Source organism: Pedobacter suwonensis (genome assembly GCF_007833675.1).
GTDB lineage: Bacteria > Bacteroidota > Bacteroidia > Sphingobacteriales > Sphingobacteriaceae > Pedobacter > Pedobacter suwonensis.
This window is the reverse complement of the sequence record NZ_CP031708.1, coordinates 4,904,970-4,929,835: the sequence shown is the minus strand read 5'-3', so window position 1 is coordinate 4,929,835 and position 24,866 is coordinate 4,904,970. Positions and strand designations below refer to the sequence as shown.

General features: G+C 39.3%; 21 protein-coding genes. 11 read left to right on the top strand and 10 right to left on the bottom strand.

Going from position 1 to position 24,866, the window contains the following annotated elements; genetic code table 11:
* Nucleotides 1-151: 151 nt before the first annotated feature.
* From DV942_RS20295 to DV942_RS20265, 7 genes are all read right to left on the bottom strand, one after another.
* Complete coding sequence (locus DV942_RS20295; protein WP_145860553.1) at nucleotides 152-1,345, bottom strand: Gfo/Idh/MocA family protein; 1,194 nt, start codon at nucleotides 1,343-1,345, stop codon at nucleotides 152-154.
* Between the two features lie 323 nt (nucleotides 1,346-1,668).
* A complete protein-coding gene (locus DV942_RS20290) occupies nucleotides 1,669-3,033 on the bottom strand; it encodes a 3-keto-disaccharide hydrolase (protein WP_145860552.1) in 1,365 nt (454 codons plus the stop codon).
* Nucleotides 3,034-3,128: 95 nt separating this feature from the next.
* Complete coding sequence (locus DV942_RS20285; protein ID WP_090985180.1) at nucleotides 3,129-4,484, bottom strand: Gfo/Idh/MocA family protein; 1,356 nt, start codon at nucleotides 4,482-4,484, stop codon at nucleotides 3,129-3,131.
* Nucleotides 4,485-4,710: 226 nt separating this feature from the next.
* Complete coding sequence (locus tag DV942_RS20280; protein ID WP_145860549.1) at nucleotides 4,711-7,389, bottom strand: valine--tRNA ligase; 2,679 nt, start codon at nucleotides 7,387-7,389, stop codon at nucleotides 4,711-4,713.
* Between the two features lie 251 nt (nucleotides 7,390-7,640).
* Entirely contained in the window at nucleotides 7,641-8,276 is a 636-nt protein-coding gene (locus tag DV942_RS20275) for a Uma2 family endonuclease (RefSeq protein WP_145860547.1), read from the bottom strand.
* A 39-nt stretch (nucleotides 8,277-8,315) separates the two neighbouring features.
* Nucleotides 8,316-8,954 (bottom strand): Uma2 family endonuclease, encoded by a 639-nt coding sequence (locus DV942_RS20270; RefSeq protein WP_145860545.1) that lies wholly within the window; start codon nucleotides 8,952-8,954, stop codon nucleotides 8,316-8,318.
* A gap of 169 nt (nucleotides 8,955-9,123) precedes the next feature.
* Nucleotides 9,124-11,115 (bottom strand): heavy metal translocating P-type ATPase, encoded by a 1,992-nt coding sequence (locus DV942_RS20265; RefSeq protein WP_186462365.1) that lies wholly within the window; start codon nucleotides 11,113-11,115, stop codon nucleotides 9,124-9,126.
* Between the two features lie 360 nt (nucleotides 11,116-11,475).
* Between DV942_RS20265 and DV942_RS20260 the strand changes: the two genes are divergently transcribed.
* Complete coding sequence (locus DV942_RS20260; protein WP_145860543.1) at nucleotides 11,476-13,509, top strand: M13 family metallopeptidase; 2,034 nt, start codon at nucleotides 11,476-11,478, stop codon at nucleotides 13,507-13,509.
* Between the two features lie 387 nt (nucleotides 13,510-13,896).
* Nucleotides 13,897-14,697, top strand: coding sequence for a DUF2625 domain-containing protein (locus tag DV942_RS20255; RefSeq protein ID WP_186462364.1), 801 nt, complete (start codon nucleotides 13,897-13,899; stop codon nucleotides 14,695-14,697).
* 64 nt (nucleotides 14,698-14,761) lie between these two features.
* On the opposite strand, the gene DV942_RS20250 is transcribed toward DV942_RS20255, so the two are convergent.
* On the bottom strand, nucleotides 14,762-15,100 hold the full coding sequence (locus DV942_RS20250) for an MmcQ/YjbR family DNA-binding protein (protein ID WP_145860541.1): 339 nt from the start codon (nucleotides 15,098-15,100) through the stop codon (nucleotides 14,762-14,764).
* 215 nt (nucleotides 15,101-15,315) lie between these two features.
* Here DV942_RS20250 and mnmD point away from each other — a divergent pair, with 215 nt between their 5' ends.
* From mnmD to mazG, 6 genes are all read left to right on the top strand, one after another.
* The gene (mnmD, locus tag DV942_RS20245) at nucleotides 15,316-15,981 is read left to right on the top strand and encodes a tRNA (5-methylaminomethyl-2-thiouridine)(34)-methyltransferase MnmD (protein ID WP_145860539.1); all 666 of its coding nucleotides are present in this window, start codon (nucleotides 15,316-15,318) and stop codon (nucleotides 15,979-15,981) included.
* 329 nt (nucleotides 15,982-16,310) lie between these two features.
* A complete protein-coding gene (locus DV942_RS20240) occupies nucleotides 16,311-17,258 on the top strand; it encodes an aldo/keto reductase (protein WP_145860537.1) in 948 nt (315 codons plus the stop codon).
* 79 nt (nucleotides 17,259-17,337) lie between these two features.
* Nucleotides 17,338-18,447 (top strand): AI-2E family transporter, encoded by a 1,110-nt coding sequence (locus DV942_RS20235; protein WP_090985343.1) that lies wholly within the window; start codon nucleotides 17,338-17,340, stop codon nucleotides 18,445-18,447.
* A gap of 1 nt (nucleotide 18,448) precedes the next feature.
* Nucleotides 18,449-18,745 carry a hypothetical protein gene (locus tag DV942_RS20230; RefSeq protein ID WP_090985198.1) on the top strand — a complete coding sequence of 99 codons (297 nt, stop codon included), beginning with the start codon at nucleotides 18,449-18,451 and terminating at the stop codon, nucleotides 18,743-18,745.
* Nucleotides 18,746-18,758: 13 nt separating this feature from the next.
* The gene (locus DV942_RS20225) at nucleotides 18,759-19,208 is read left to right on the top strand and encodes a DoxX family protein (RefSeq protein ID WP_145860535.1); all 450 of its coding nucleotides are present in this window, start codon (nucleotides 18,759-18,761) and stop codon (nucleotides 19,206-19,208) included.
* Between the two features lie 20 nt (nucleotides 19,209-19,228).
* Nucleotides 19,229-20,035, top strand: a complete 807-nt coding sequence (mazG, locus tag DV942_RS20220; protein WP_145860533.1) for a nucleoside triphosphate pyrophosphohydrolase — start codon at nucleotides 19,229-19,231, stop codon at nucleotides 20,033-20,035.
* Between the two features lie 126 nt (nucleotides 20,036-20,161).
* Here the strand turns inward: mazG and DV942_RS20215 are convergent, their stop codons facing one another.
* Nucleotides 20,162-20,545 (bottom strand): YchJ family protein, encoded by a 384-nt coding sequence (locus DV942_RS20215; RefSeq protein ID WP_244950754.1) that lies wholly within the window; start codon nucleotides 20,543-20,545, stop codon nucleotides 20,162-20,164.
* A 73-nt stretch (nucleotides 20,546-20,618) separates the two neighbouring features.
* Between DV942_RS20215 and truA the strand changes: the two genes are divergently transcribed.
* Nucleotides 20,619-21,425 (top strand): tRNA pseudouridine(38-40) synthase TruA, encoded by an 807-nt coding sequence (gene truA, locus DV942_RS20210; protein WP_145860531.1) that lies wholly within the window; start codon nucleotides 20,619-20,621, stop codon nucleotides 21,423-21,425.
* 416 nt (nucleotides 21,426-21,841) lie between these two features.
* Here the strand turns inward: truA and DV942_RS20205 are convergent, their stop codons facing one another.
* Complete coding sequence (locus DV942_RS20205) at nucleotides 21,842-23,062, bottom strand: ABC transporter permease (RefSeq protein ID WP_145860529.1); 1,221 nt, start codon at nucleotides 23,060-23,062, stop codon at nucleotides 21,842-21,844.
* 170 nt (nucleotides 23,063-23,232) lie between these two features.
* On the opposite strand from DV942_RS20205, the gene DV942_RS20200 reads away from it, so the two are divergent.
* Entirely contained in the window at nucleotides 23,233-24,501 is a 1,269-nt protein-coding gene (locus tag DV942_RS20200) for an exo-beta-N-acetylmuramidase NamZ family protein (protein WP_145860527.1), read from the top strand.
* A 152-nt stretch (nucleotides 24,502-24,653) separates the two neighbouring features.
* Nucleotides 24,654-24,860 carry a hypothetical protein gene (locus DV942_RS20195; RefSeq protein ID WP_134204833.1) on the top strand — a complete coding sequence of 69 codons (207 nt, stop codon included), beginning with the start codon at nucleotides 24,654-24,656 and terminating at the stop codon, nucleotides 24,858-24,860.
* Nucleotides 24,861-24,866: the final 6 nt, after the last annotated feature.

The following is a 24,866-nucleotide window of genomic DNA, read 5'->3' as shown; positions in this document are numbered from 1 at the left end:
ATCCCGTGGTCTGTGGCTCACAGACCATTTCCATCTATCGGTTCGATATTTAATCTGCGTCATTAAATGAGCATGGAATAATAGTTGACGCTCGCCGGTGCGGCAACAGCCAATACAAAAGATTCTTCAGTCTGTTGAGAATGACCCTGATTTACAGGCTATATTCTTTCTTCCAAACCTGCTTATTACCACTGTAAATCGCTTCGTTGCACATGGCCACACATATAGCTGCCTGGGTTCCGGTATTGATGTTTGATGCAGGTTCTGTTTTTGAAGTGATCGACTTATAAAATTCATCAAGCGCATAGTTTGTTCCATCTATGGTGGGCTTATCCAAAATCGGGATTCCGCCGTCTTTATTAACCACAATTTTGGTTGCCCCGGTTACGCCATCAACAATACCCAACTCTTTTTTGGTACGCGCTTCGGGGTAAAATAAGCCGGTATTGGTCAGCAGAGAAACCGAACCGTTCGTACCTTTTATTTTAAAGAGGTAACCATCATGCGCGTTGCCACAAGTAGCCCCAAAGTTGCCAATCATACCTTTCTCATCATACCTCAGTATGGCCTGAATGTTATCATAAGTTTCGCGGCCATCTTTAAAAACATCTATCCCTCCCGAGCCCATAATTTCATCAGGCTGGGTTTCGAAAGCCCAGTTAATAAAATCGATCTGGTGTGAAAGCAGCTCAGCAGCCAAACCACCAGAATACTCCTTATACATTCTCCAATTGATTTTTCGTTCTAAAGCCGGATCCGGAACAGCCCTGCGCCAATTCCCATTACGGTCCCAACGGCAATCAATCTGGCTAACCTTACCCAAATAACCACTCTGGATCATCTCTTTTACCTTGAAATATAATGGCGAATAACGGTACTGATAACCCACCTGAAAAACCTGATTAGGATGTTTTTTAACCAGTTTCTTAAGTTCTAGTGCCTGGGCAATGTTGTAAGTCATGGTTTTTTCCACATACACATGTTTGCCGGCCAGCACTGCATCTTTTGCAATTCTAAAATGTTCGCTTAAAGGTGTGGCAATAAAAACTGCGTCGATTGTTTTATCATCTAAAACTTTGCGGTAATCTTTTATCGCCCTTGCTTCAGCAGGAACATATTTTTCAGTTTCCTTTAGCCTAAAATCGAGCAGATCGCAATAGGCTTTAATTTTATACTTTGCAGACATAGACTTAATGACCGACAAAACACCTTTGCCACGATCTCCACAACCGATCATGGCCACATTAACAACTTCCTCAGCTGCTAAACTGGCGAAACCCTCATGGCCTAAAAGTAAACCAGAACCTACTAAAGCTGATGTTTTAACAAAAGATCGACGATGCATGATATCTTAATATTTTATTCTTTTAATGTTGATTTGAAGCGCTAACTGCTGCAGCTATTAAAGGTAGTCCCGCCAATGCTGCAATCTTTTTGTTCAAGGTAGCTGCTATATGACCGAACATGCAACAAAAAGTATTTCCGCGTATGTCGGGGCTAATTACCATCCGTCAGTGCTCATAGGTTTGTTTCAAGGCACAAACGTTAATGATAAACCCGATCTCAGCTACCAGATGAGCTAAATAGACCACAGCGTAGCGAGGACTATAAGTGAAAGCGGGACTGCAGGCCGCCATACTGAACCAATGCCCGTTTTCAGATCAAAACTTATATTTTTTTGATCTTAATCGTTCTGAAATCTACTTTGTTACCATGATCCTGCAGTAGGATATGCCCTTTTGGCGCCTCACCAAAATTTTTCCAGTTTTTATACTTACTCATAGCAACGAGTTTTTTAAACTCTGCTGAACCACGGGTATATTCCAGCACTTTTACGCCATTTAAATAATGCTCTACCCGGTTATCCGGATAAACCACTACACGTCCATTGTTCCAGCTGCCGATTGGGCGCAGGTAACGGGCTTCTTTTTTCGAAGTGATCAAATCGTATAAAGAGGCCAAAGTACGGTTTCCATCTCTGCCCAATTTAGCGTCAGGATGTAATTCATCATCCAAAACCTGGTACTCCAAACCAATGGCCGAACCTGAATTGTTTTCACTTAAAGTAACAAAATATTTCACACCGCTATTGGCTCCGGGCGTCAGCTTAAACTCAAATGATAAGTCAAAAGCAGCATATTCATCCTTCGTTACAATATCTCCTCCATTAGTCGATTCTGCACCTCCTGAAGGTTCAACACTGATGATACCATCCGCAATCTTCCATCCTTTGGCAGGGAAAGCAGTTTTATAGGCACCAACCCAGCCTGCATTGCTTTTACCATCAAATAACAGTTTATAGCCTTCCGATTTTTCGTAAGCAGATAAGGCATTTGGTGTTAAGTTAACGGTATAAATACCTTTTGGAAAAGCTTTGGCTTTCAAGCCTTCAGTTTGGATATTGATATTTTTAAAATAAACTTTCTTGCCATCGTTATCCAGGTTGTTGCCAATACCATGAACCTGTAAGCCAATAAAGCCAGATTGGTCCAAAGTATCGATCACATAGGCAACGGGCGTTCCGTTTACCCAGGTTTTGGTTTCATTACCGATACATTCTATTCTGTAATGGTTAAATTCATTCTTTTTATACAATGGTTTGGCCGATGGGTTAAGTTCTAAAGGATAAAGCCACAACCTTCTGGCTTCATCATAAATTCCTCCCGTCCACGCCCGCGGTGAAGGGTCTATTTCTACCTGCCTGCCAAAAACCAACCCTTTACCGCCGTTCCCTTCGGGTTTAATATGGCTACGGGTTTGCACACCCGAGTTGGTCGTTTCGCCTTCCAGCTTCACATCCAGTTCTAAAATGAAATCGCCGTATTCTTTTTCGGTAATCAAAAATGAGTTGGGTGTGCCTTTGGTCATCGTTCCCACAATCATTCCATCTTCAACCTTATATGGAGCAGCACCTGCAACGGCTTTCCAGCCGGTAAGCGTTTTACCATCAAATAATGGTTTTGCTTTTTGGGCAGCTGCTGATAAACTGATTAGCGAAAACGCCAGAATACTATATTTTTTAAAATTTAACATGATAGGTTTGTCTTGCCGTCATTGCGGGTAAGAATGACGAAGCGATCTTTTTGCAAAATAGATGGCTTGTACCTCGCAATGACGATATTTTTATTTTAATACTTAAATACTTTTCCGTTAGCCATTACTTCCTGTTTTCCTTCATCGAAAATGGCTTTTGCACCTGTGTGTACCGCAGCATTAGTCATGATATTGGCAATAGAATGCGAATAACCTGCTTCCACAGGCGCATTTGGTGTTTTACGGCTGCGCACACATTCCATCCAGTTGCGCATATGACCGGAGGTTAAGCTATCACCACCCATATTGGCACCGGTTGCGGCTTTAATTTCGGTTTTACTTAAATCAAATTCAGGCAAAAGATTAGCTTTCAATCCCATGGCTGCAGCTTCTTTTTCCCTCAAACCACCCTTTGGCGATACTTTATTGGTTATCAGGTTGAGTTCACCACCATTCGAGTAATAAACTTCACCTACATCACCAACACTGTTCTGCATCCTTGAAGTAAAGGTAACCTGGAAACCATCGGTGGTATCCGGCTGGCCGTAATCAAATACAGCTACCATCGAATCCCAGTTCCTCCTGCCGTCTTTCCAGGTGTAAATGCCTCCGTTTGCCACTACGCTACGCGGGTGTTTTAAATTGGTAAACCAATGCACGGTATCAATCTGGTGGCTCATCCATTGCCCGGGCATTCCTGATGAATAAGGCCAGAATAAACGATATTCCAGGTATTTTCTTGGATCAAAAGCTTCCTTTGGCCGATTAAGTAAAAATCTTTTCCAATCAATATCTTCTTCCTTTAATTTAGCCACTAAATCCGGTCTACGCCATCTGCCGGGCTGGTTTACATTCCATACCAGATCTACCGCAGTGATGGGCCCAAATTTTCCATCCTGGATAAATTTTGCAGCATTGATATAATTTTCACCGCTCCTTCTTTGGGAGCCAATCTGTACAATCTGCTTGCTGGCTTTAACCGCTTTAAATGCAGCTTTAGCGTCATCCATCGTCTCAGCAAACGGCTTTTCCACATAAGCATCGCAACTGGCTTTTACCGCCTCAATGGTGTGTAGCGCATGCTGAAAATCGGCTGTACTGATAATTACGGCATCCAGATCTTTTGTGGCATAAAGCTCATCATTGTTACGGCAGGCTTTAATATCATGCCCGAATTTTTCTTTTAAATGGGCAATTCCTAAATCTCTTCGGTAGTTCCAAAGATCGGAAAGACCTACGATATCGAAGTTAAGTTCTTTATTATGGTTCAGAAAGCAAGGCAGAAGCGTATCTTTAAAACGATCAGAAAATCCAACAACACCAACTCGTACCCTATCATTTGCGCCAATAATACGGCCATAACTTTTAGCACTCATACCCATGGTACCCGCATAGGTTGCTGCAGCAAATATTGCTGATTGTTTTATAAATTTTCTTCTGGAATTTTCCATAGAATATAACGGTTTAATAAGGTTAGATAGATTGCAAGTTAAACGATTTAATGCACGTTTAACAGCATCCAAATTAGCGTTTCTAGTTTAATATAATGCTACGCTTAGGTAACAATTTAGAAAGGAAGGTAGTAAGAGGGTGTATGATGGGAAATGAAAGGAAAAAGAAAATCCCTTTTTAAGACCTATAAGGTTTTGAAAACCTTATAGGTCTGAGAAGTTGTAACTAGCCTAAAACCGCTAAACTTTCTTCAATAATTTTGATTTTTGCCTCAGCATCGGCTTTTTTATTTCGCTCGTTGGCAATAATTTCAGGTTTCGCATTCTGCACGAAACGCTCATTGCTCAATTTGGCATCAACTGACTTCAGGAAACCCTGAAGATAAACCAGATCAGCATTTAGGCGTTGGCGCTCAGCCTCGGCATCAACATTTTCGGTCAGTGGAATAAAGAATTCATCTTTACCTGCCATAAAAGCTGTTGCACCAACAATTTTATCATTTACAATCTCCGCTTCTGAAACATTGGCCAATTTGAAAACAATGTTTAACCATTTTTCGTAATCAAGTTCAGAATTTATTTTGATATTTAAAGGCAAGGCTTCTTTAGGAGAAATCTGTTTCTGATTCCTTACGTTTCTAATTTCGGCTACAACGGTTTTAATAACCTCTGCATCTTTCAATAATTGCTCATCAAAAGCCCCCCCTTTCGGGAACTCAGCCACAATACAGCAATCCATTTCTGCACGATCACCAAACAAATCATCGTGCCATAATTCCTCAGTAATGAAAGGCATATTCGGATGCAATAACTTGATGATATTTTCAAAAAAGGCAATCGTAGCTTTGTAACTCTCCGCATCAATTGGTTGTTGGTAAGCAGGTTTAACCATTTCTAAATACCATGCACAGAAATCATCCCAAACCAATTTGTACGTAATCGTTAATGCTTCCGAAAGTCGATATTGCTTAAAGTTGGCTTCAATTTCTACCAATGCCTCGTTAAAACGGTTTTCAAACCAGGATATGGCCTGCGTATTTGGGTTTACCAGGTTTTCATCAACTTCCCATCCCTTTACCAAACGGAAAGCATTCCAGATTTTGCTGGCGAAATTACGGCCTTGCTCACAATAACTTTCATCGAACATCAAATCGTTACCGGCAGGTGATGACATCAACATCCCAACACGAACCGCATCGGCACCATATTTTTCAATCAATCCGATCGGATCTGGTGAGTTGCCCAACGATTTAGACATTTTACGACCTAATTTATCGCGTACAATACCAGTTAAGTATACATTTGTAAACGGCTTTTTGCCCATAAACTCATGTCCGGCCATAATCATACGGGCCACCCAGAAGAATAAAATTTCAGGTGCCGTAACCAGATCATTGGTTGGGTAATAGTAATTGATATCTTTATTTTCCGGGTTTTTAAAGCCATCGAAAACAGAAATTGGCCACAACCATGACGAGAACCAGGTATCCATCACATCATCATCCTGTCTTAAAAATGGCGCTAACTGATGCTTGAATCCAGCTTTTTCCTCGTCTGAACAATTCTCATCCAGATGTTTTTTCTTCCAGAATTCTTCCAACGCTTCATCTTTGGTTTTGGCAACCACCCAGGTTCCTTTATCATCATACCAGGCCGGAATTCTTTGTCCCCACCACAGCTGACGGCTGATGTTCCAGTCGCGCACATTCTCCATCCAGTGACGGTAGGTGTTTTCAAATTTATTCGGAATCAGGTTTACTTCACCGTTCAAAACATCATCCAATGCCGGCTGAGCCATTTCTTTCATCTTCACGAACCATTGCATCGACAGCTTCGGTTCGATAACGGCATCGGTACGTTCAGAAAAACCTACCTGTGATTTATAATCTTCTACCTTTTCTAAATGACCGGCCTCTTCCAACATTTTGGCAATTTTTTTACGGGCAACAAACCTGTCTTCACCTACTAAAATTACCGCCAGTTCGTTTAAGGTACCGTCATCATTTAAAATATCGGTAACTGGTAAATTGTGCTTAACACCCAGTTCGTAATCGTTCAGATCGTGTGCTGGTGTTACTTTTAAACAACCCGTTCCAAATTCAATATCTACATATTCGTCTTCAATAACCGGAATTTCGTGGTTAACCAACGGCACGAAAACCTTTTTACCTTTTAAATGTGCAAAACGTTCATCATTTGGGTTGATACAGATGGCAGCATCGGCCATAATGGTTTCCGGACGCGTTGTAGCCACAGTTAAATATTCAGCCTCATCGTGATTCTTGCTGCTTGATACCTGATATTTAATGTAATATAATTTCTGGTTTACTTCCTTACGGATTACCTCTTCATCAGAAACTGCTGTTTTACCAGCCGGATCCCAGTTCACCATACGGATGCCGCGATAAATCCATCCTTTTTTGTATAAATGGATAAATGAATCGATAACTGCCTCAGAAAGATCCTCCTCCATGGTGAAACGGGTACGGTCCCAATCACAGCTTGCTCCCAATTTCTTTAACTGTTCTAAAATGATACCACCGTACTTCTCTTTCCATTCCCAGGCACATTTCAAAAACTCTTCACGCGAAAGATCTTTTTTATCTATACCCTGCTCTTTTAACATGGCAACCACTTTTGCTTCAGTAGCGATAGAAGCATGATCGGTTCCGGGTACCCAGCAAGCATTTTTACCCTGCATACGGGCTTTGCGGATCAATACATCCTGAATGGTGTTGTTGAGCATATGCCCCATATGAAGTACACCTGTGACGTTTGGAGGCGGAATGACGATGGTGTAAGGTTCGCGCTCATCAGGTTCTGAGTGGAAAAACTTTTTAGATAGCCAGTAGCTATACCATTTATCTTCTGTTTCTGCAGGATTGTACTTGGTGGAAATGCTCATGAAAAATTGTTATAAAAGCCCAAAAATAGCTAATTAAGCGCAAAGCTGAAAGACTAAAGCAGAGAAAGCCAAAGACTAATACAGATGAGGTATGGATATGCTTTATTTGGCAGATAGTAAGTATGAGTTTTTAGATAGCAGGTAAAGTATTTTATCTATCCTTGCTTTGTTCTACAATTCAGAGGTCACGCTGGGCTATCAATCAGTTTTGAAAAATTAGGCTGTACAAAATAAGGCTGATCATAAAGTTATTAATCTACATCCTCAAAAACATCATTCAATGCCAGTTCAAAGCCGGGCAATACGGTTGAGGTGATTTTTTCGCTTAGGGCAAATATTTTAGAGGGCTCGAATTTACCCATCTCATTTAAGGTATAAATTAAAATACTTTGATCGCCATGGCTCACTACCCAATATTCCTTAACGCCAAATTCTTCATAAATGCGATATTTATGAAGCAATTCCGTTTTGGTATTGCCAGGTGATAAAATTTCGACAACCAGATCGGGCGCACCGATACAACCACGGGCATCCAGTTTGCTCTTATCGCAGATGACACAAATATCTGGTTGTAATACAGTATATACATTCTTATCAGCCTTGCTCTCTTTAGGAAAACGAACATCAAATGGAGCCGAATAAATCTTACACTGTTTGCCTTCCAAGAAGTTACCGATTTTCAAGAAAATACGACCAGCGACTTCCTGATGTGCTCTTGATGGCGCTGGGCTCATCTTAAAGATTTTACCGGCAATCAGCTCTACCCTTTCAGGAAAAAGCCAGTTTAAATAATTGGCATAGCTATAAGTTAATGACGCATCAAGCTCATTGAACTGCCTTACAGGCTCATCATCATTTAAAACAGGATATGGAACTGGTTCAGACATAAACGAATATACTAAAAAAAGTAGCAATCCAAAAATTATTTATGGATTTATATCTTCAAAAACATCGTCCAAAGCCAGTTCAAAACCTGGTAATATGCTTGATGTAATTTTTTCGCTTAGGGCAAATATTTTAGAGGGCTGGAATTTACCCATCTCATTTAAGGTATAAATTAAAATGCTTTTATCGCCCTGGCTCACCACCCAATATTCCTTAACGCCAAATTCTTCATAAATGCGATATTTATGAAGCAATTCCGTTTTGGTATTGCTTGGCGATAAAACCTCTACAACCAAATCGGGTGCACCGATGCAACCACGGGCATCAATTTTACTGCTATTACAAACTACACATATATCGGGCTGTAGAACGGTAAAAATAGCTTCATCATTTTGACTTTCCTTAGGAAAACGAACATCAAATGGAGAGATAAAAACCCTGCAGGGTAGTTTTTCAAGAAAGTTACCTAATCTACGGTATATTTTGCCCAAAATCAATTGATGAAAACTTGATGGCGCTGGACTCATCTTAAAGATTTTACCTTTAATCAGTTCTACCCTTTCAGGAAAAAGCCAGTTTAAATAATTGGCATAGCTGTAAGTTAATGACGCATCAAGCTCATTAAGCTGCCTTACAGGCTCATCATCGTTTAAAACAGGATATGGAACTGGCTCTGACATAAACGAATATACTAATTTTTATAGCAATCTGATTTTCTATTTTTCAACATATCTTGCTAACCACCAATAAGTTTTCAGCTGGCAATCAGCAGTTACCATTGAATCAGTGAAAAAAAATGTTTTATTCTGAAGACAGTGAACCGATTAACCAATTTAAACAATTAATCCATCAAAAAAACTTCATTTTCTGAATTCTCACGGCATTTAAAATCGCCAGGAGTGCTACGCCAACATCAGCGAAAACAGCCTCCCACATGGTCGCGATTCCGCCTGCACCTAAAATTAAAACAATTGCTTTCACGGTAAATGCCAATATGATATTCTGGATCACTACATTTTTCGTGGCTTTACCTATTTTAACAGCGGTCGCAATTTTAGAAGGTTGATCAGTTTGAATGACTACATCTGCCGTTTCGATAGCTGCATCACTACCCATTGCACCCATGGCCATACCGATATCGCTGAGCGCCAATACCGGTGTATCGTTAATTCCATCGCCCACAAAAGCCACAACCTTGCTTTTATCGCTTTTAATTTCTTCCAGTCTGGCAACTTTGTCTTCGGGCAATAAATCTCCGAAATAAGTATCGATCCCCAAACTTTCGGCAACTTTTTTAACGATTGAGGTTTTATCGCCACTTAACATCACCACCTGTTTTATTCCGTTTTCGTGAAGCTGTTTGATGGCATCGGCGGCATCTTCTTTTATTTCATCTGCAATTAAAACATAACCCACGTATTTCTGGTCAATAGCAACCACAACGATACTCTCTTCTATCGAAGTAATTTTCGGCTCAAAATCAATATTGAATTTCTCCAGAAGTTTAGCATTACCTGCCAGAACCTCTTTGCCATTAACCAAACCCTTTAAACCCATCCCGGCAATTTCCTCGATATTTTCGGCAGGATGGATTTCTTTCTGGCCTGCATATGCTACAATAGCTTTCGCAATTGGATGGGTAGATTTCGCTTCTACAGCCGTTAGTAAGCTTAAAAAATCTTTTTCATCTATACTGCTTTCTACTTTCTGAACATTAAAAACACCTTTTGTTAAGGTGCCTGTTTTATCCATCACAACAGTATTAAGCTTAGTAATTAAATCAAGAAAATTTGAGCCTTTAAAAAGAATACCATTTGCTGATGCTGCACCAATCCCTCCAAAATAACCCAGTGGAATAGAAATCACCAGCGCACATGGACAAGATATAACCAAAAAAACCAACGAACGATACAACCAGGTTTGGAAGTGATATTCACTTCCCAAAACCAAAATTGGAAGAGTGATCAGCGCAAGGGCCAAAAAGAAAACAATCGGCGTATATATTTTCGCAAATTTGCGGATGAAGAGTTCGGTTTTGGCTTTACGTGTAGTGGCATTCTGAACCATTTCCAAAATGCGCGACAATGCACTGTCTGCAAAAGCTTTGGTAACTTTAACTTCAATTACCTTCTCTAAATTAAGCATTCCGGCCAAAACCGATTCACCTTTAACAATGGTGCGGGGTTTGCTCTCGCCCGTTAACGCAGCAGTATTGAAACTGCTTTTATCGTTGATCAATTCGCCATCCAACGGCGTTTTCTCACCAGCCCTTATCTGTATCGTTTCACCAATTTCTACTTTTTCGGGATCAACATCTTCATATTTTCCATTTCGGAATACATGCGCCACTTCTGCCCTGACATCAAGCAATGCTTTGATATTTCTTTTTGCGCGGTTTACCGCAGCCATTTGAAACAGCTCGCCAATAGTATAGAAAAGCATCACCGTTACGCCTTCAGGATACTCGCCAATGGCAAAAGCGCCAATGGTAGCAATAGACATTAAAGAGAACTCGGTAAAAAAATCTTTCGCCTTAAATGTTTCCCAAACTTCGCGTAAAACCGGAACACCTACGGGTAAATAAGCCACAATGTACCAGTAAGGACGAATGACCTGAAATGCCGGCAAATTAAAAAAGTTATCAAACGCAATTCCAACCAGCAGCATGACCAATGTTACAATAGCTGGCAAATATGTTTTAAAGACTGATGGATCACCCCCATGATCATGGTTATGGCCGTCACCCTCTTCGTGTGCATGACCATCATGATGTGCGTGTTTTGATTCGGCATTTTCTTTACTGCTGCAACAGCTATCTTCGTTATCATGTGAGTGGGTCATTATATATTGTATCTAGTGCATTACCTTCTTAATTACTTACTAAACTTTGAAACTTCAAAAAACATGCTAAGTTTAATCAGTATTTCAAATTTATGGAAAATAATAGGTTTTATTCTGAATCATTCTTGATAGCAATATTTTTCACAAGCGCACAATAAATTTTGTTAAAAAATGTTAATAGTGATATAAAGATTTAAAATCATGAAATCTATCAAAATTCCTTTTTCAGCTTCCGACTTGATCAGACGTCTTGGCTTGGCAAAAATTTATTACTGGTTTAACAAGTAATATTCTTAATATATTACACCAGTATCAATTAGTATTTCCTAAATTTCGCATCATTATTAACTTATTAAGCGAATGAAATACCAAAATTTGAAAAGATATTTTGCGGCGCTGGGTATAATCGCTGCTGGCTTTTCTGCAAATGCACAAACGAAAAAATTTATCGACCCTGCTAATATGGATTTATCCGTTAAACCAGGCGACGATTTCTACACCTACGCGAGTGGTACGTGGATAAAAAACAATCCGGTTCCTGCTAAAGAAACGCGCTGGGGTTCATTTAACGAACTCCGCGATTTTAATATCAATGCCGTTAAATCTTTAGTGGAAGATGCAGCTGCCGATAAATCTGCTCCTGCAGGTTCGGTTAAGCGTAGAGTTGGCGATTTTTATACAGCCGCCATGGATAGTGCGACCATTGAAAAATTGGGTTATACACCTATCAAAGCCGATTTAGCGAAAATCAAGCAAATCAAAAACATCCAGGGTGTGCTTGATCAGGTGGCCTACATGCGCACTAATGGTTTGGGCGGCGGAATGTTTGGTTTGGGTGTTGGCCAGGACCGCAAGAATGTGAACAAATACATGGTGAATATCAGTCAGGGTGGTACAACACTTCCTGACCGTGATTATTACCTTAAAGACGATGCGCGAAGTGTGAAGATCCGCGATGCTTACAACACCTATATGGTAACTTTGTTTACCTTAACAGGAAGTACCGCTGAAGAAGCCAGACAAAAAGCAACAACTGTTTATAAAATTGAAAAGCAATTTGCTGAAGCGCAGATGAGCCGTTTGGAAATGCGCGATCCTTATGCGACGTATAACAAACTTACCGTTGCAGAGCTGAACAAAAAAACGCCTGACATTAACTGGACGACCTATTTGCCCAAATTCAAAATCAAAAATCAAGATACTGTTCTGGTTTCATCGCCTAAATTTATGGCAAGCCTGGATGGAATGTTGAAATCAATTCCTGTTGAAGATTGGAAAACCTATTTAGAATGGAATATTTTAAAAGGTTCAGCTTCTAGTTTAAGTTCTCCGTTTGTAAAGGCAAGTTTTGCTTTCACACAGGCTCAAACCGGTCAGAAAGTGCAAACGCCGCGTTGGCAACGCATGTCATCTCTAACAGATGGCACCATTGGCGAATTATTAGGCCAGCTTTATGTAGCTAAATATTTTAAACCGGAAGCTAAAGAACGCATGAACCAGATGATTGTGAACCTGCGTAAAGCATTCGAAATCCGAATTAAAGGTTTAGAATGGATGAGTCCTGAAACCAAACAAAAGGCCTTAGCTAAATTAAATGCATTTACACCCAAAGTTGGTTATCCCGAAAAATGGAAAAACTACGATGGCTTAGTGATCAATAAAGATACTTATTTCCAGAATTTACGCAATGCAAGCGTTTGGGGTTATAATGAAATGGTTAACCAGTTAGGTAAACCGGTTGATCGTAAACGCTTTGGCATGACGCCTCCAACGGTTAATGCCTACTACAGCCCTACATTGAACGAAATTGTTTTTCCAGCTGGTATTTTACAGTTCCCTTTCTTCGACCCAAATGCTGACGATGCCGTTAACTATGGTGGTATTGGCGCGGTAATTGGTCACGAAATGAGTCATGGCTTTGATGACAGCGGTAGCCAATATGATGCCGCCGGCAACTTAAAAAACTGGTGGACAGCTGAAGACAAAGCTAAATTTGATACTAAAACCAAAGCTTTGGGCGAGCAGTTTGACGCCTATACGGTGTTAGATACGGTTCATGTAATCGGTAAGTTAACCATGGGCGAAAACATTGGCGATTTAGGCGGTTTAAATGCTGCTTACACGGCTTTTAAAATGACCAAACAAGGTCAAAGTAATGAAAAAATCGATGGTTTTACACCAGATCAGCGTTTCTTCTTGGCCTGGGCGCAGGTATGGAGGGGTAATATTTTACCTGAAAGTGCAGCCCAGTTAATTAAAACAGATCCGCATTCTCCCGGTCCTTACCGTACCATTGGTGCGCCTGTAAATATAGATGCCTGGTATGAAGCTTTTGATGTTAAACCTGGGGATAAACTATACAAAAAACCTGAAGACAGAATCAGAATGTGGTAGATTTGAGGTTGAAGGCTGGAAGGTGAAGGGTGTAAGGCTCTTTTACTCGATCATTTAGTGGAGGTTGAAAGTCGAATTTATAAGACTCAATCTCCCTCAACTTTAAAATTTCATTATCATAAATTTAAATATTATAAGCGTCCTGATTATCTCGGGACGCTTTTTTTTCAAATGCGGTGCAAGGTCTTCCCATCTCCATTCCCGCCTTGATTTATGTCCCCACAAACCAATAAATAATTCAACATTTACCCTGTCCCGATGGGCAATGGTTCGTATCCCCGCGAAACAATAACTAATCAACCTCTACCTCAATCAAAAATTAATCCTGCTCGTTTAAACAATTCTTAATTATCATCCTATCTTTGAAAAAACATAATTACCCTATCCATGAAAAGTCCAATTTCCTACCTCTTTATCTTTGCGTTATCCTTATTTTCCCTCTCAGGTTTTGCCCAGGAAAATAACATGATCAGTATTGAAAAATTAATCAACAAAACAGATCCTGCATGGCCATTGGTAAAAAAATGGATTGACTCTGCAAAAAACAAGGTAGAGGTTCTGCCCGTTGATTCTGCAAGAGCGAAGGAGGTTTTGTACCACTCGCAAATGACAACCTATGCCACACTTGGTTCGGTAATTTACAATACCGGAGGCATTATGGTAGATAACGGCTGGATTAGAATTTTAGGCTCCGGCAGTGAAAGATTAAACAGAAACGTAGCCGATTGGAACAAAGGGAAAACCTTAAAGGAGTATGGTGATAACATTCCCTACCTCTTAATTGCCGATGATGCCGTAGGCGGTTTTTTTGCCATCAACTACGGCGGTTTGGGCAAAGACATTAAAAATGTGTATTATCTTGAACCCAATACTTTAACCTGGCAACCACTTGGAGCTGGCTATGGCGAGTTTCTCGTTTTTTGCTTCGACAGTGATCTTTCCAAATTTTACAAGGGATTACGCTGGAGCAGCTGGAATCAATTCATTGCCAATTTGGATGGAACCAAAACCTATAGCTTCCGTCCTTATTTATGGGAAGAAGGCACAGATATTGATAAATGCACGCGAAAACTGGTTGGTATTGAAGAAATGTACCGTTTTAATATTATGAAGTCGAAAGAACTGAATGCAGATAAAGGCATAAAAAAAGACGAAACAACAAAAGCAGAAACTAAGGGCGAACAATAATTCCCAGTCAATTTACAGCATAATCCTGCACCTAAAGCACGTGAAAGATACCTTAGCATAAAAATTAAGCGTATTTTGCCTGTGTTTTCTTTGGTAATTTGGCTAACACCATCGCTCTTGAATCGGCCACCCTTCTTTTTAGCTCATTATCGTTCAATACCTCTAAATTCTGGATCTGGATCCATTGCCGCTTTGCCATGTGATACGCTTGTGAAATGCCGTCTCTCGCAGAAAGTTCGTCAAATTCATCCGGATTACATTTGATAGAAAAACGATTCCCCTCATCAATAGCGATAATGACATAAATTTTTTCTTCTATCATAAAACACAAATGCTCCCATTTCATGCCTTCTGTAGTACCGGGTAAACTTAAACAATATTCTCTGAACGATTCGATATCCATATTTGCTAGGTTTAGGGTAAGCTCAAAGCTAATCACAAAAGATTAAAAGTTAAAGACCAAAGATACAAGTAGCAAGATGAAAGTATAAACACAGATATGATCTTTAATTAATTCTTGATCATTGAATTACTAATTGATCCTGAAAATCCAAAAATCCTATCCATCCTGTTCCTATATTTGCACCATTACCTTCACAAATAAAATAATCCAAGCCCATGAATATTATAACGCCTACTGCCGACGGTTCCAATACACTTTATAACGAAACCATAGGCGAACACTACCACAGTAAACATGGTGCACTGCAGGAAAGCAAACATGTGTTTATTGATGCAGGTTTGAAATTTGCTTCCGCCAACCAAGATGAAATTTCCATTTTAGAGGTTGGTTTCGGCACGGGATTAAATTTTATTTTAAGTTTCGAATATTGTGCAGAAAATAATATAAAACTGAATTATACCAGCATTGAAGCTTTTCCGCTGACTACAACAATAATTGAGCAAACAGGTTATGCAGCATATGTTTCTGAAGAAATATGGACCAGTTTTATTTCCAACTACCCAGAAGCATTAAAAGGCCCTCAAAAATTATCACCACTTTGCACATTAGGAATTCCGTATACTACATTGGCCGAATACCGCGGCAATAAAAAATTTGACCTGATTTATTACGATGCATTTTCGGTACAGCACCAACCCGAAATGTGGAGTGATGAAATTATTGCACATGCCTGCAGTTTCTTGAAGCCTGGAGGAACTTTTGTTACCTACGCCATTACGGGAAAATTAAAAAGAGCGGTTAAAGCCTGCGGATTTAACATAGAAAAATTGCCTGGCGCCCCCGGAAAAAGGGAAATGTTACGGGCAGTTAAAGGGATGTAAAAGATGTGAAATGGATGATGAAAATGGAGGATGTAAAATGGACGATGTGAAATGGAGGATGGATATGGAAGAAGTTGGGGTCAGAATGTCCGGAGATGGCATTGCATAAGAATAGTCTCCCAGTTCTGTGCCCTCCGTGCCTTACTCTTAGTGTCTTCATGCCTCGTGGTAAAAATATGCACAACAAGAACCGCCACCCAACTCCGTGTGCTCTGCGCCTTTCTCTTTGCGCACTCTGCGGTTAATCTACAACATCATTTTACATAATTTAGAGCACCTGCCAAACCAGTACAATCTAAATTTGTTAGATTAACATTAACATTCGTATCATGGAAAAAAGAATTTTAGGCAAAACAGATTTACATATTGCACCAATTGTATTCGGAGGAAATGTTTTCGGCTGGACGATTGATGAAAAGAAATCATTTGAAATATTAGACCAATTTTTAGCAAGTGGCTTCAATTTTATCGACACGGCGGATGTATATTCCCGTTGGGTGCCTGGAAACAATGGTGGCGAATCGGAAAAGATTATTGGTAACTGGCTGAAAAAACAAAACAAACGCCACGAAATTATTATCGCAACCAAAGTAGGTTCAGATATGGGACAGGGCAAATCGTTGAAGAAAGATTATATCATCAACCAGGTAGAACATTCTTTATCTCGCTTGCAAACCGATTATATCGATCTCTATTTTTCGCACTTTGACGATGAAACTACCCCTGTTGAAGAAACCTTAAATGCCTACGAAACTTTAATTAAGGCAGGCAAAGTCCGCTGGATCGGTGCTTCAAATTTTTCTGCCGATCGACTTAGGGAATCTTTAATTTATTCTACCGAAAATGGCTTGCCTCGCTATGAAGTCTACCAACCAGGGTATAACCTTTATGATAGAGCAGACTTTGAGCAGGAACACCAAAAAATCTGCCTGGATTATGATTTGGGTGTTGTGGTTTATTATTCGCTTGCCAGTGGTTTCCTAACCGGCAAATACCGCAGCGAAAACGATCTGAACAAAAGCCAGCGTGGCGGGGGCGTAAAAAAATTCCTGAATGAACGTGGTTTTAAAATTTTAGCAGCCCTTGATCAGGTTGCAGCGCAACATCAGGTGGAGCCGGCTTCTGTAGCCTTAGCCTGGTTAATCAACCATCCGTCTGTTACTGCCCCAATTGCAAGTGTTACTGATTTAAACCAACTAAAGTCGTTTACTGAAGCTGCTAATTTGAAATTGTCAGCAGAAGAAATTTCTCATTTAGATCAAGCCAGTAGTTATTAAAAATATCTCTTATATTTAAATGCCCGATTAATGAAACAATTATTCGGGCATTTTGTATTAAACAGGATTTTTTATAAATATGAAAGAAAAACTATCTTTTCTACCCAAACTGGCACTGGTTCTCTTCTGTTTAATCAGTTTAACCTACATTGCCATTTTAGGCCACTCTTTGCTGGCTCCTTTGCTTTTTTCTTTTTTAATGGCAATCTTACTATTACCGGTAGGCAATTTTTTAGAGCACCGTTTAAAATTCAAAAGAAGTTTGTCAACCTTACTTTCGGTGATTCTGATGATTGCTGTTATTGGCGGAATTGTATACTTTTTTGGCAATCAACTGAGCGATTTATGGGCAGATTGGCCGTTACTTAAAGAGAAAGCAAACGTTTCCTATCACGAACTGCAAAAATGGATTTCGCATACTTTCGGCATAAATTCTCAGAAACAGCTCAGTTATTTAAACGATAGCACGGAAAAAGCTTTGGCTACCAGTGCTGCAATTGTAGCTACAACCCTATCAACCTTATCTTCTACCCTATTGTTCTTAGGTTTCACATTACTATTCACCTTCTTTATTTTAAATTACCGCAGGGTATTATTTACGTTCTTAACTTCTGTTTTTAGCGAAGAACATAAAGAAAAAGTCGCAGAAATTGTGAGCCAGATTCAGTACATCATTAAAAAATACATTATAGGTTTGTTCTTGCAAATGCTTATTGTTACGGTATTAATGATTACGGTGCTGAGTTTATTGGGCGTTAAATACGCTGTTCTATTGGGCTTGGTGGCAGGGATTTTCAATGTGGTTCCTTATTTGGGAATATTCTTCGCCTTACTGGTAAGCTGCCTGATCACTTTCGCTACCGCAGGTGCTGGTAAAGTACTGCTGGTTTTAATTGCGTATGTTGGGGTGCATGCCATAGATGGAAATGTGCTGATGCCATTAGTAGTAGGTTCTAAAGTAAAAATAAATGCTTTATTTGCTTTTATCGGTATCGTTGTTGGCGAAATGATCTGGGGTATCTCAGGCATGTTTTTATGTATTCCATATTTGGCCATCTTAAAAATAATTTTCGATAGAGTAGATGGCTTAAAACCCTGGGGCATATTAATGGGAGAAGAACACAGGCCCGATAAAAAGAAACGGGTTTACCGGATTACAAAAAAGATTAAATTAGAAGAAAAAGATTAAAATGGCCGAAAACAGATCGCCTCATATTTTAAGCACTTCTGCCAATCTCCTGGGTATTTGCTTTATTGTACTCACGTCTTTGAAAAAACTCGCACTCAACGATGGCTCGCTGATTGACGAATTTGCCGTAGCTGCGGTAATGTTTTTTATGACCAGCTGCATCTTATCTTTTATCTCAATGAGAAGACAAAAAACAACAAGCCAGCGGCTGGAAAAGGCCGCCGACTTCATCTTCTTATCCGGCCTTTTGGTATTGTTTGTTGCTACAATACTAATTGCATTTAATTTAATAAAGTAAATCGGTCGAATTAATGAAACCCCTATTTGTCCTGGTAATCGTTTATGTAGCGCTGATGGCTTTTGGCCCACACACGACCTTTGATAAAGGAGATATTTTTGCAGGTAATATGGCAATGGCCGCAATGCTGATATTTACCGCTGTTGGCCATTTCAAATTTAAAACCAGTATGGCGGCCATGGTTCCCCTTTTTATTCCTAAAAAAGTAGAAATTGTACTTTTAACAGGGGTTCTGGAAATCTTATTTGCAATCGGATTGGTTATACCCAGCACCAGGCATTTTTCCGGAATAGCATTGATTATTTTTTACATAGCCATTCTACCTGCAAATATTTATGCAGCCAGACACCGCATCAATTACGAAAATTTATATAAACCAGGCCCCGGACCAAAATATTTATGGTTCAGAATTCCTTTTCAGTTTTTCTTAATCGCCTGGGTTTGGTACTTTAGCGTTCGATAAATCTATTTCAACCATAAAACATGCCTAACAATCCAATTCCTGCAAGCGCCAATAATCCAGCTGATGCCTTTACACGTTTACTTACCGTTTTAGATACCTTGCGCAAGCAATGCCCCTGGGATAAAAAGCAGACCATGGAAACGCTGCGCCATTTAACTATTGAGGAAACTTATGAATTAAGCGACGCCATTTTAGACGGCGATTTAGACGAAATTAAAAAGGAACTTGGCGATGTGATGATGCACCTCGTTTTTTATGCCAGAATTGCTTCAGAAACCAACGATTTTAACATTACTGATGTTTTAAACGGCGTTTGCGATAAACTGGTAAACCGTCACCCACATATTTATGGCGATATTGAGGTAGAGAATGAAGAAGATGTTAAACGCAACTGGGAACAAATTAAGCTAAAAGAAGGCAACAAATCGGTATTGGCTGGTGTGCCCTCTTCACTGCCCGCATTGGTTAAAGCTGCCCGTATTCAGGAAAAAGCACGTGGAGTAGGCTTTGATTGGGAAGATAAAAACCAGGTATGGGAAAAAGTAGAGGAGGAATTGCAGGAGTTTAAAACTGAATTTAATGTAGCAGATAATACGGCAATCGATATCGAAAAAGCTGAGTCAGAATTTGGCGATGTATTATTCTCATTAATCAATTATGCCCGTTTTATCAATATCAACCCGGAGAATGCATTAGAGAAAACCAATAAAAAATTTATCAAACGTTTCCAATACCTGGAAAATAAAGCAAAGGAAAACGGAAAGGCCTTAGCCGATATGACACTTGCAGAAATGGATGTATATTGGAACGAAGCGAAGAAAATATAGCTAAAAAGAGTGAATTCGCAAATTTAATATAAATTTTGCGAATCGATTCGCAAAATTTATATCAAATTTGCGATTATGATTCAAGAGCAATAGCTGATTAAGCCCGATAACCTGAATGAATTTTTATCATGAGTAAAAATCCCCATCAACATAATACCATTTACCATCTTCTAACCTAAAGTTAGATTTTTCATGCAACACTTCGGTCTGAAATTTTTTGTTCAGATAGTAGGCCTTAAACTCTACCACATCAAAAGCGGAAAAAACAATCTCGAGCTTTAGCCATCTGGTATTTTTCGCACTGCTTAAATAACCCCTTCTAGAATGGTTCTTTCTTTTGCTGATATGCGTAGTTTCATAAAGATAATCTGCATCAGCGACTACAAAGGCCGAATATCTGGAACGCATTAAAGCCTCGGCAGTTGGCGCTGTTTTCGTTTTTAAGTGATAAGGCTGGCAACATTGCTGAAAAGTTATTCCGCTTCCACAAGGACAGTTTATTGAATCCATATTAAAATTTACAGCACAAAAGTATCATTTAATATTCCTGCTGCTAAAATTTCCGTAAAATTGCAGCAGAATAATGAGGTATTTCTTTCATATTGCCTATCAAGGCCAGCACTACAATGGGTGGCAAAAACAACCTGGTATAAAAAGCGTTCAGGAAGTTATAGAACAAACCCTGTCGAAGATTTTAAAATCGCCAATTGCCATTAACGGCTGCGGCCGTACTGATGCACACGTGCATGCCAGTCAGTTTTTCTTCCATGCTGATATCGAAAAAGAGATCAATCCCAATCTGCTTTACATTTTGAATAAAGCTTTACCTTCCAATATCGCCGTGTTTGACATTATCAAAATGGAAGGCAAGCCGCATGCAAGGTTTGATGCTGTACAGCGTAAATATGACTATTTCGTCCATACCTACAAAGATCCTTTTTTAACTAACCAAAGTTCTTTTTATCTATTAAACGATTTAGATTTTGATAAAATGAAAGCTGTGGTAAAATTATTACCTCAGTATAAAGACTACAGGGCTTTTTGTACGCATCCGGATAAATATGAACATACCATCTGCAACGTAATGGAAGCCGATTTATTTGTAAACCCAAAGGGCGACAGATTAAGGTTTCATATTGCCAGCAACCGCTTTTTGGGTAAAATGATCCGCTTGATTATGGGCAAAATCCTGATGGTAGGCAAAGGACAACTCAGTTTTGATGAGTTTGAAAGCGAACTCATTACCCTTAAACCTTCCAAAATATCATTACCTGCCCATCCTACCGGTCTATATCTTTCCAAAGTTACTTATCCCTATCTAAACCTCGAACCAAGGACTGAATTTATCCACAGTACACAAGGTACAGAATGGATTTCGATTGGAGTGTAGCGTTTTTATTATCAACTCCGTTTAAGGGGTATGAATGTCCAAATCTGTATTGTCCTTTTCATTCTCATTCTATCTTTAGGCTCCAAAAAAACACCAATGTAGATGTTTTTGGAGTGGAGTATCGATGATCACCGTGTTTGCACCTGAAATCAGTCGGTTGCATTATGGGATGGAAATTCAACATTGCACCAGATGCCAATTTACAAATCATTGGAAGGAACTCATACTTTCAAATATGACCTTGGCGATTTGAGGATATCAGTGTATGGACAGCAGCTTTTGACTGGAATATGATTTGAGACGGGGTTCTTCATCAGAAATGGAATATTGCACAAGCCATAAAGGTGTGAGTAAGCAAGGGTATAGTTTAGGTTGCTTGGGCATCGGGAAATGATCTGTCCGGTGTCCCAAGTTTTTTATTTAAACCGGATTGCCTTAAGTGGCGAAACCTTACTCACCAGCAACGAAGGAATAATCAAAACGGCTAAACAAACCACTACCGTAACGATATTAAGCAGCAGCACATCAATAAAATGAAACTCTATGGGTGCATAAGCTAAAAAGTATGAGGCCTGGTTAAGCTTAAAAATGTGCGTAGACTGCTGTAAAAACCCAAGACCTAAGCCCAGAATATTCCCTAGTAACAATCCTATACCGATTAAATAAGCCGCATTGTAAAGGAAAATTTTCATAATGCTCCAGTTGCTTGCCCCGAACGACTTTAACATGCCGATCATGTTGGTCTTTTCCAGAATCATAATCAACAAGGCTGTAATCATATTAATTACACCTACTATGAGCATCAGGATCAATAATACTTTGGTATTTACATCAAGAAGGCCTAACCAGGTAAAAATATTAGGAAAATTTTCTTCAATGGAATACGAGCGTAAACTACGTGGGAGACTTTCATAAATATGATCGGAAATGGGTTTAAGTTTGCTGAAATCCTTAATCCTGATTTCTACGCCACCAATTTCATTAGCTTTCCAGTTATTCAGGCGTTTAATGATATTCAGATTGCCCAGTACAAAACCCTTATCAATATCTTCAACACCAATATCGTATATACCTACAATTTTAAATTTACGCGGGCGTAACTGGTTTTGAACAAAGTACATGATAAAATCATCGCCTGTTTTAAGTTTTAACCGGTTAGCTGTGTATTTCGAAATCAGTAGTTCTTGCATGGCCGCCGTACTATCAGAAAAATCGATAATGGTGCCGCTGATAATATGCTGTTTAATGTAATTCCATTTATAGCTTTTATCTATCCCCTTAAAGTTTATGCCCTCAATTTCATTATTGGCCGATAGAATACCAGGTTTTGTAGCAAAAGGGTAATAATATTCAATATCAGGATTATTTTTGAGCATCTTTTCCGTTTCCCGATCTAAAATAAAGGGAGAATGCTCAAAAGAATTATTCAGATCGTAGCGGGTAATTTGTATATCGCCTAAATATCCCCTCACTTTATCCTGAATTTCAGTTTTAAAGCCCTTGATAATGGCTATGGAAAGAATCATAACAGCCAGGCTCAACATCACGCCTGCTATTGCAATACGTACAATGAGTTTTGAAAAGGTACGTTCAGATTTAATGGCTATCCGCCCTGCAATGAAATATTCGAAGTTCAATTTAATAGGTTTGTATTAACAAAAATGCTCAATTCCTTTTTAAAAATGGCATTTTCGAAAATAAATAACCAACTTTAAATATCAATCGTTAACTTTTAAAAAGAAAACGCCAATAGCATAATTAAAATATGCTGTAAATTGTTTTATTATAATATCCAGAATACACTAAAATGAAAAAATACATCAGCTTTACGTTAACCAGTTTAATTGCTTTATCTGCATGTGGACAGCCCAAACCGCAGGAGCAAGAGGTTTTGGGCAAGAATAGCCCTGAAAACAAAAAACTGATGATTAAGACAGCAAAGTTACCAACAGCCATTAAAACCGGTGCGGAGCAAACCGAAAAATATCTGCCGTTGTTAAATGGCAAACGTGTTGGCATGGTGGTTAATCCGACCTCTGTTATTGGTACGCAAACATCAGTTGATAGCCTTTTGAAAAGAGGAGTAAAAATCCAGAAGATATTTGGTCCTGAACATGGTTTTAGAGGCAATGCCAGCGCTGGTGTGAGTGTTAATGATGATATTGACACTAAAACAGGAATAAAAGCCGTCTCCCTTTACGGCAAACATAGTACGCCTACAGCTGAAGATTTAGCTGATATTGACATTATGGTTTTCGATATTCAGGATGTAGGTGTTCGTTTTTACACCTATATCAACACTTTGCAGCATGTGATGGAAGCCTGTGCCGCAAACCATAAACCTTTACTGATTTTAGACCGACCAAATCCAAACGGTTATTTAATCGACGGACCTATTTTAGATCCTAAATTTAAGTCGGGCATTGGCATACAACCTATACCTATTGCGCATGGTTTAACAGTTGGAGAATATGCACAGATGTTAAATGGCGAAGGCTGGTTGAAAGATAAGGTGAAATGCAAAATTACCATTATCAAAAATGCCAATTACGATCATAACATGGAATATACTTTACCGGTTAAGCCCTCTCCTAACTTAAACACGCAGCAATCTATTTTACTTTATCCATCTACCTGTTTATTTGAGGGAACTTACCTAAATCATGGCCGTGGAACCATGTTTCCTTTTACTATTGTTGGGGCGCCTTACCTAAAAGGTAAATTCGATTTCAGTTTTACCCCAAAAAGCATAAAGGGTATGGCAGAAACACCATTATTTCAAGATCAGGTTTGTTATGGCTTAGATTTAAGAACTTACGATACAGCCGAACTGCGCAAAACCAAACAGATTAATTTATCATGGTTAATTTCATTGTATCAGGCATCGCCCAAAAAAGAAGATTTTTTTAATACCAAACTGAGTAAAGAAATGGGCGTCATTGAAAGACTGGTGGGCGTAGCTGATTTCAGGCAGCAGATAATTGACAGTAAAAGTGAAGCAGAGATCAGAGCCAGCTGGGAACCAGGCTTAAGTGCGTATAAAACCATGCGTAAGAAATACTTGCTTTATAATTAATGTGAGAATGATTGAATGAGGGCGTGAGAGAATGAAAAAATGATAAATTTTAGAAGATTTTAAACTTAACGTATTCTGATTTGTTATGATTTAAAGGGATAAAGATTTTCTTTATTCAATCATTCAAAATTCATTCATTCAATCATTATAACATGAGCGGTCCAAAAGTTAAAAGCGATAAACCAGGAAGCAATTACGAGAAAGAGGTGCCTAAAGGAAGGGAGCCTGTTGACCATAAAACCGTCAGACACGAAAACGACAGCACCCCCAACAAGCCGGTTCGCACCAATAATCCCGCTAAACAGCGCGAAAACGAAGAGCAACCGGTACAGCCGATCAAGAAAGCACCTAAAGCATAAATTATC

Coding starts and splice junctions, on each gene's coding strand:
- truA (WP_145860531.1), top strand. CDS start 20,619: ATGAGGTATTTCTTTCATATTGCCTATCAAGGCCAGCACTACAATGGG.
- DV942_RS20295 (WP_145860553.1), bottom strand. CDS start 1,345: ATGCATCGTCGATCTTTTGTTAAAACATCAGCTTTAGTAGGTTCTGGT.
- DV942_RS20275 (WP_145860547.1), bottom strand. CDS start 8,276: ATGTCTGAACCAGTTCCATATCCTGTTTTAAATGATGATGAGCCTGTA.
- DV942_RS20290 (WP_145860552.1), bottom strand. CDS start 3,033: ATGTTAAATTTTAAAAAATATAGTATTCTGGCGTTTTCGCTAATCAGT.
- DV942_RS20285 (WP_090985180.1), bottom strand. CDS start 4,484: ATGGAAAATTCCAGAAGAAAATTTATAAAACAATCAGCAATATTTGCT.
- DV942_RS20250 (WP_145860541.1), bottom strand. CDS start 15,100: ATGGATATCGAATCGTTCAGAGAATATTGTTTAAGTTTACCCGGTACT.
- DV942_RS20270 (WP_145860545.1), bottom strand. CDS start 8,954: ATGTCAGAGCCAGTTCCATATCCTGTTTTAAACGATGATGAGCCTGTA.
- DV942_RS20260 (WP_145860543.1), top strand. CDS start 11,476: ATGAAATACCAAAATTTGAAAAGATATTTTGCGGCGCTGGGTATAATC.
- DV942_RS20230 (WP_090985198.1), top strand. CDS start 18,449: ATGGCCGAAAACAGATCGCCTCATATTTTAAGCACTTCTGCCAATCTC.
- DV942_RS20255 (WP_186462364.1), top strand. CDS start 13,897: ATGAAAAGTCCAATTTCCTACCTCTTTATCTTTGCGTTATCCTTATTT.
- DV942_RS20280 (WP_145860549.1), bottom strand. CDS start 7,389: ATGAGCATTTCCACCAAGTACAATCCTGCAGAAACAGAAGATAAATGG.
- DV942_RS20225 (WP_145860535.1), top strand. CDS start 18,759: ATGAAACCCCTATTTGTCCTGGTAATCGTTTATGTAGCGCTGATGGCT.
- DV942_RS20200 (WP_145860527.1), top strand. CDS start 23,233: ATGAAAAAATACATCAGCTTTACGTTAACCAGTTTAATTGCTTTATCT.
- mnmD (WP_145860539.1), top strand. CDS start 15,316: ATGAATATTATAACGCCTACTGCCGACGGTTCCAATACACTTTATAAC.
- DV942_RS20265 (WP_186462365.1), bottom strand. CDS start 11,115: ATGACCCACTCACATGATAACGAAGATAGCTGTTGCAGCAGTAAAGAA.
- mazG (WP_145860533.1), top strand. CDS start 19,229: ATGCCTAACAATCCAATTCCTGCAAGCGCCAATAATCCAGCTGATGCC.
- DV942_RS20195 (WP_134204833.1), top strand. CDS start 24,654: ATGAGCGGTCCAAAAGTTAAAAGCGATAAACCAGGAAGCAATTACGAG.
- DV942_RS20235 (WP_090985343.1), top strand. CDS start 17,338: ATGAAAGAAAAACTATCTTTTCTACCCAAACTGGCACTGGTTCTCTTC.
- DV942_RS20240 (WP_145860537.1), top strand. CDS start 16,311: ATGGAAAAAAGAATTTTAGGCAAAACAGATTTACATATTGCACCAATT.
- DV942_RS20215 (WP_244950754.1), bottom strand. CDS start 20,545: ATGGATTCAATAAACTGTCCTTGTGGAAGCGGAATAACTTTTCAGCAA.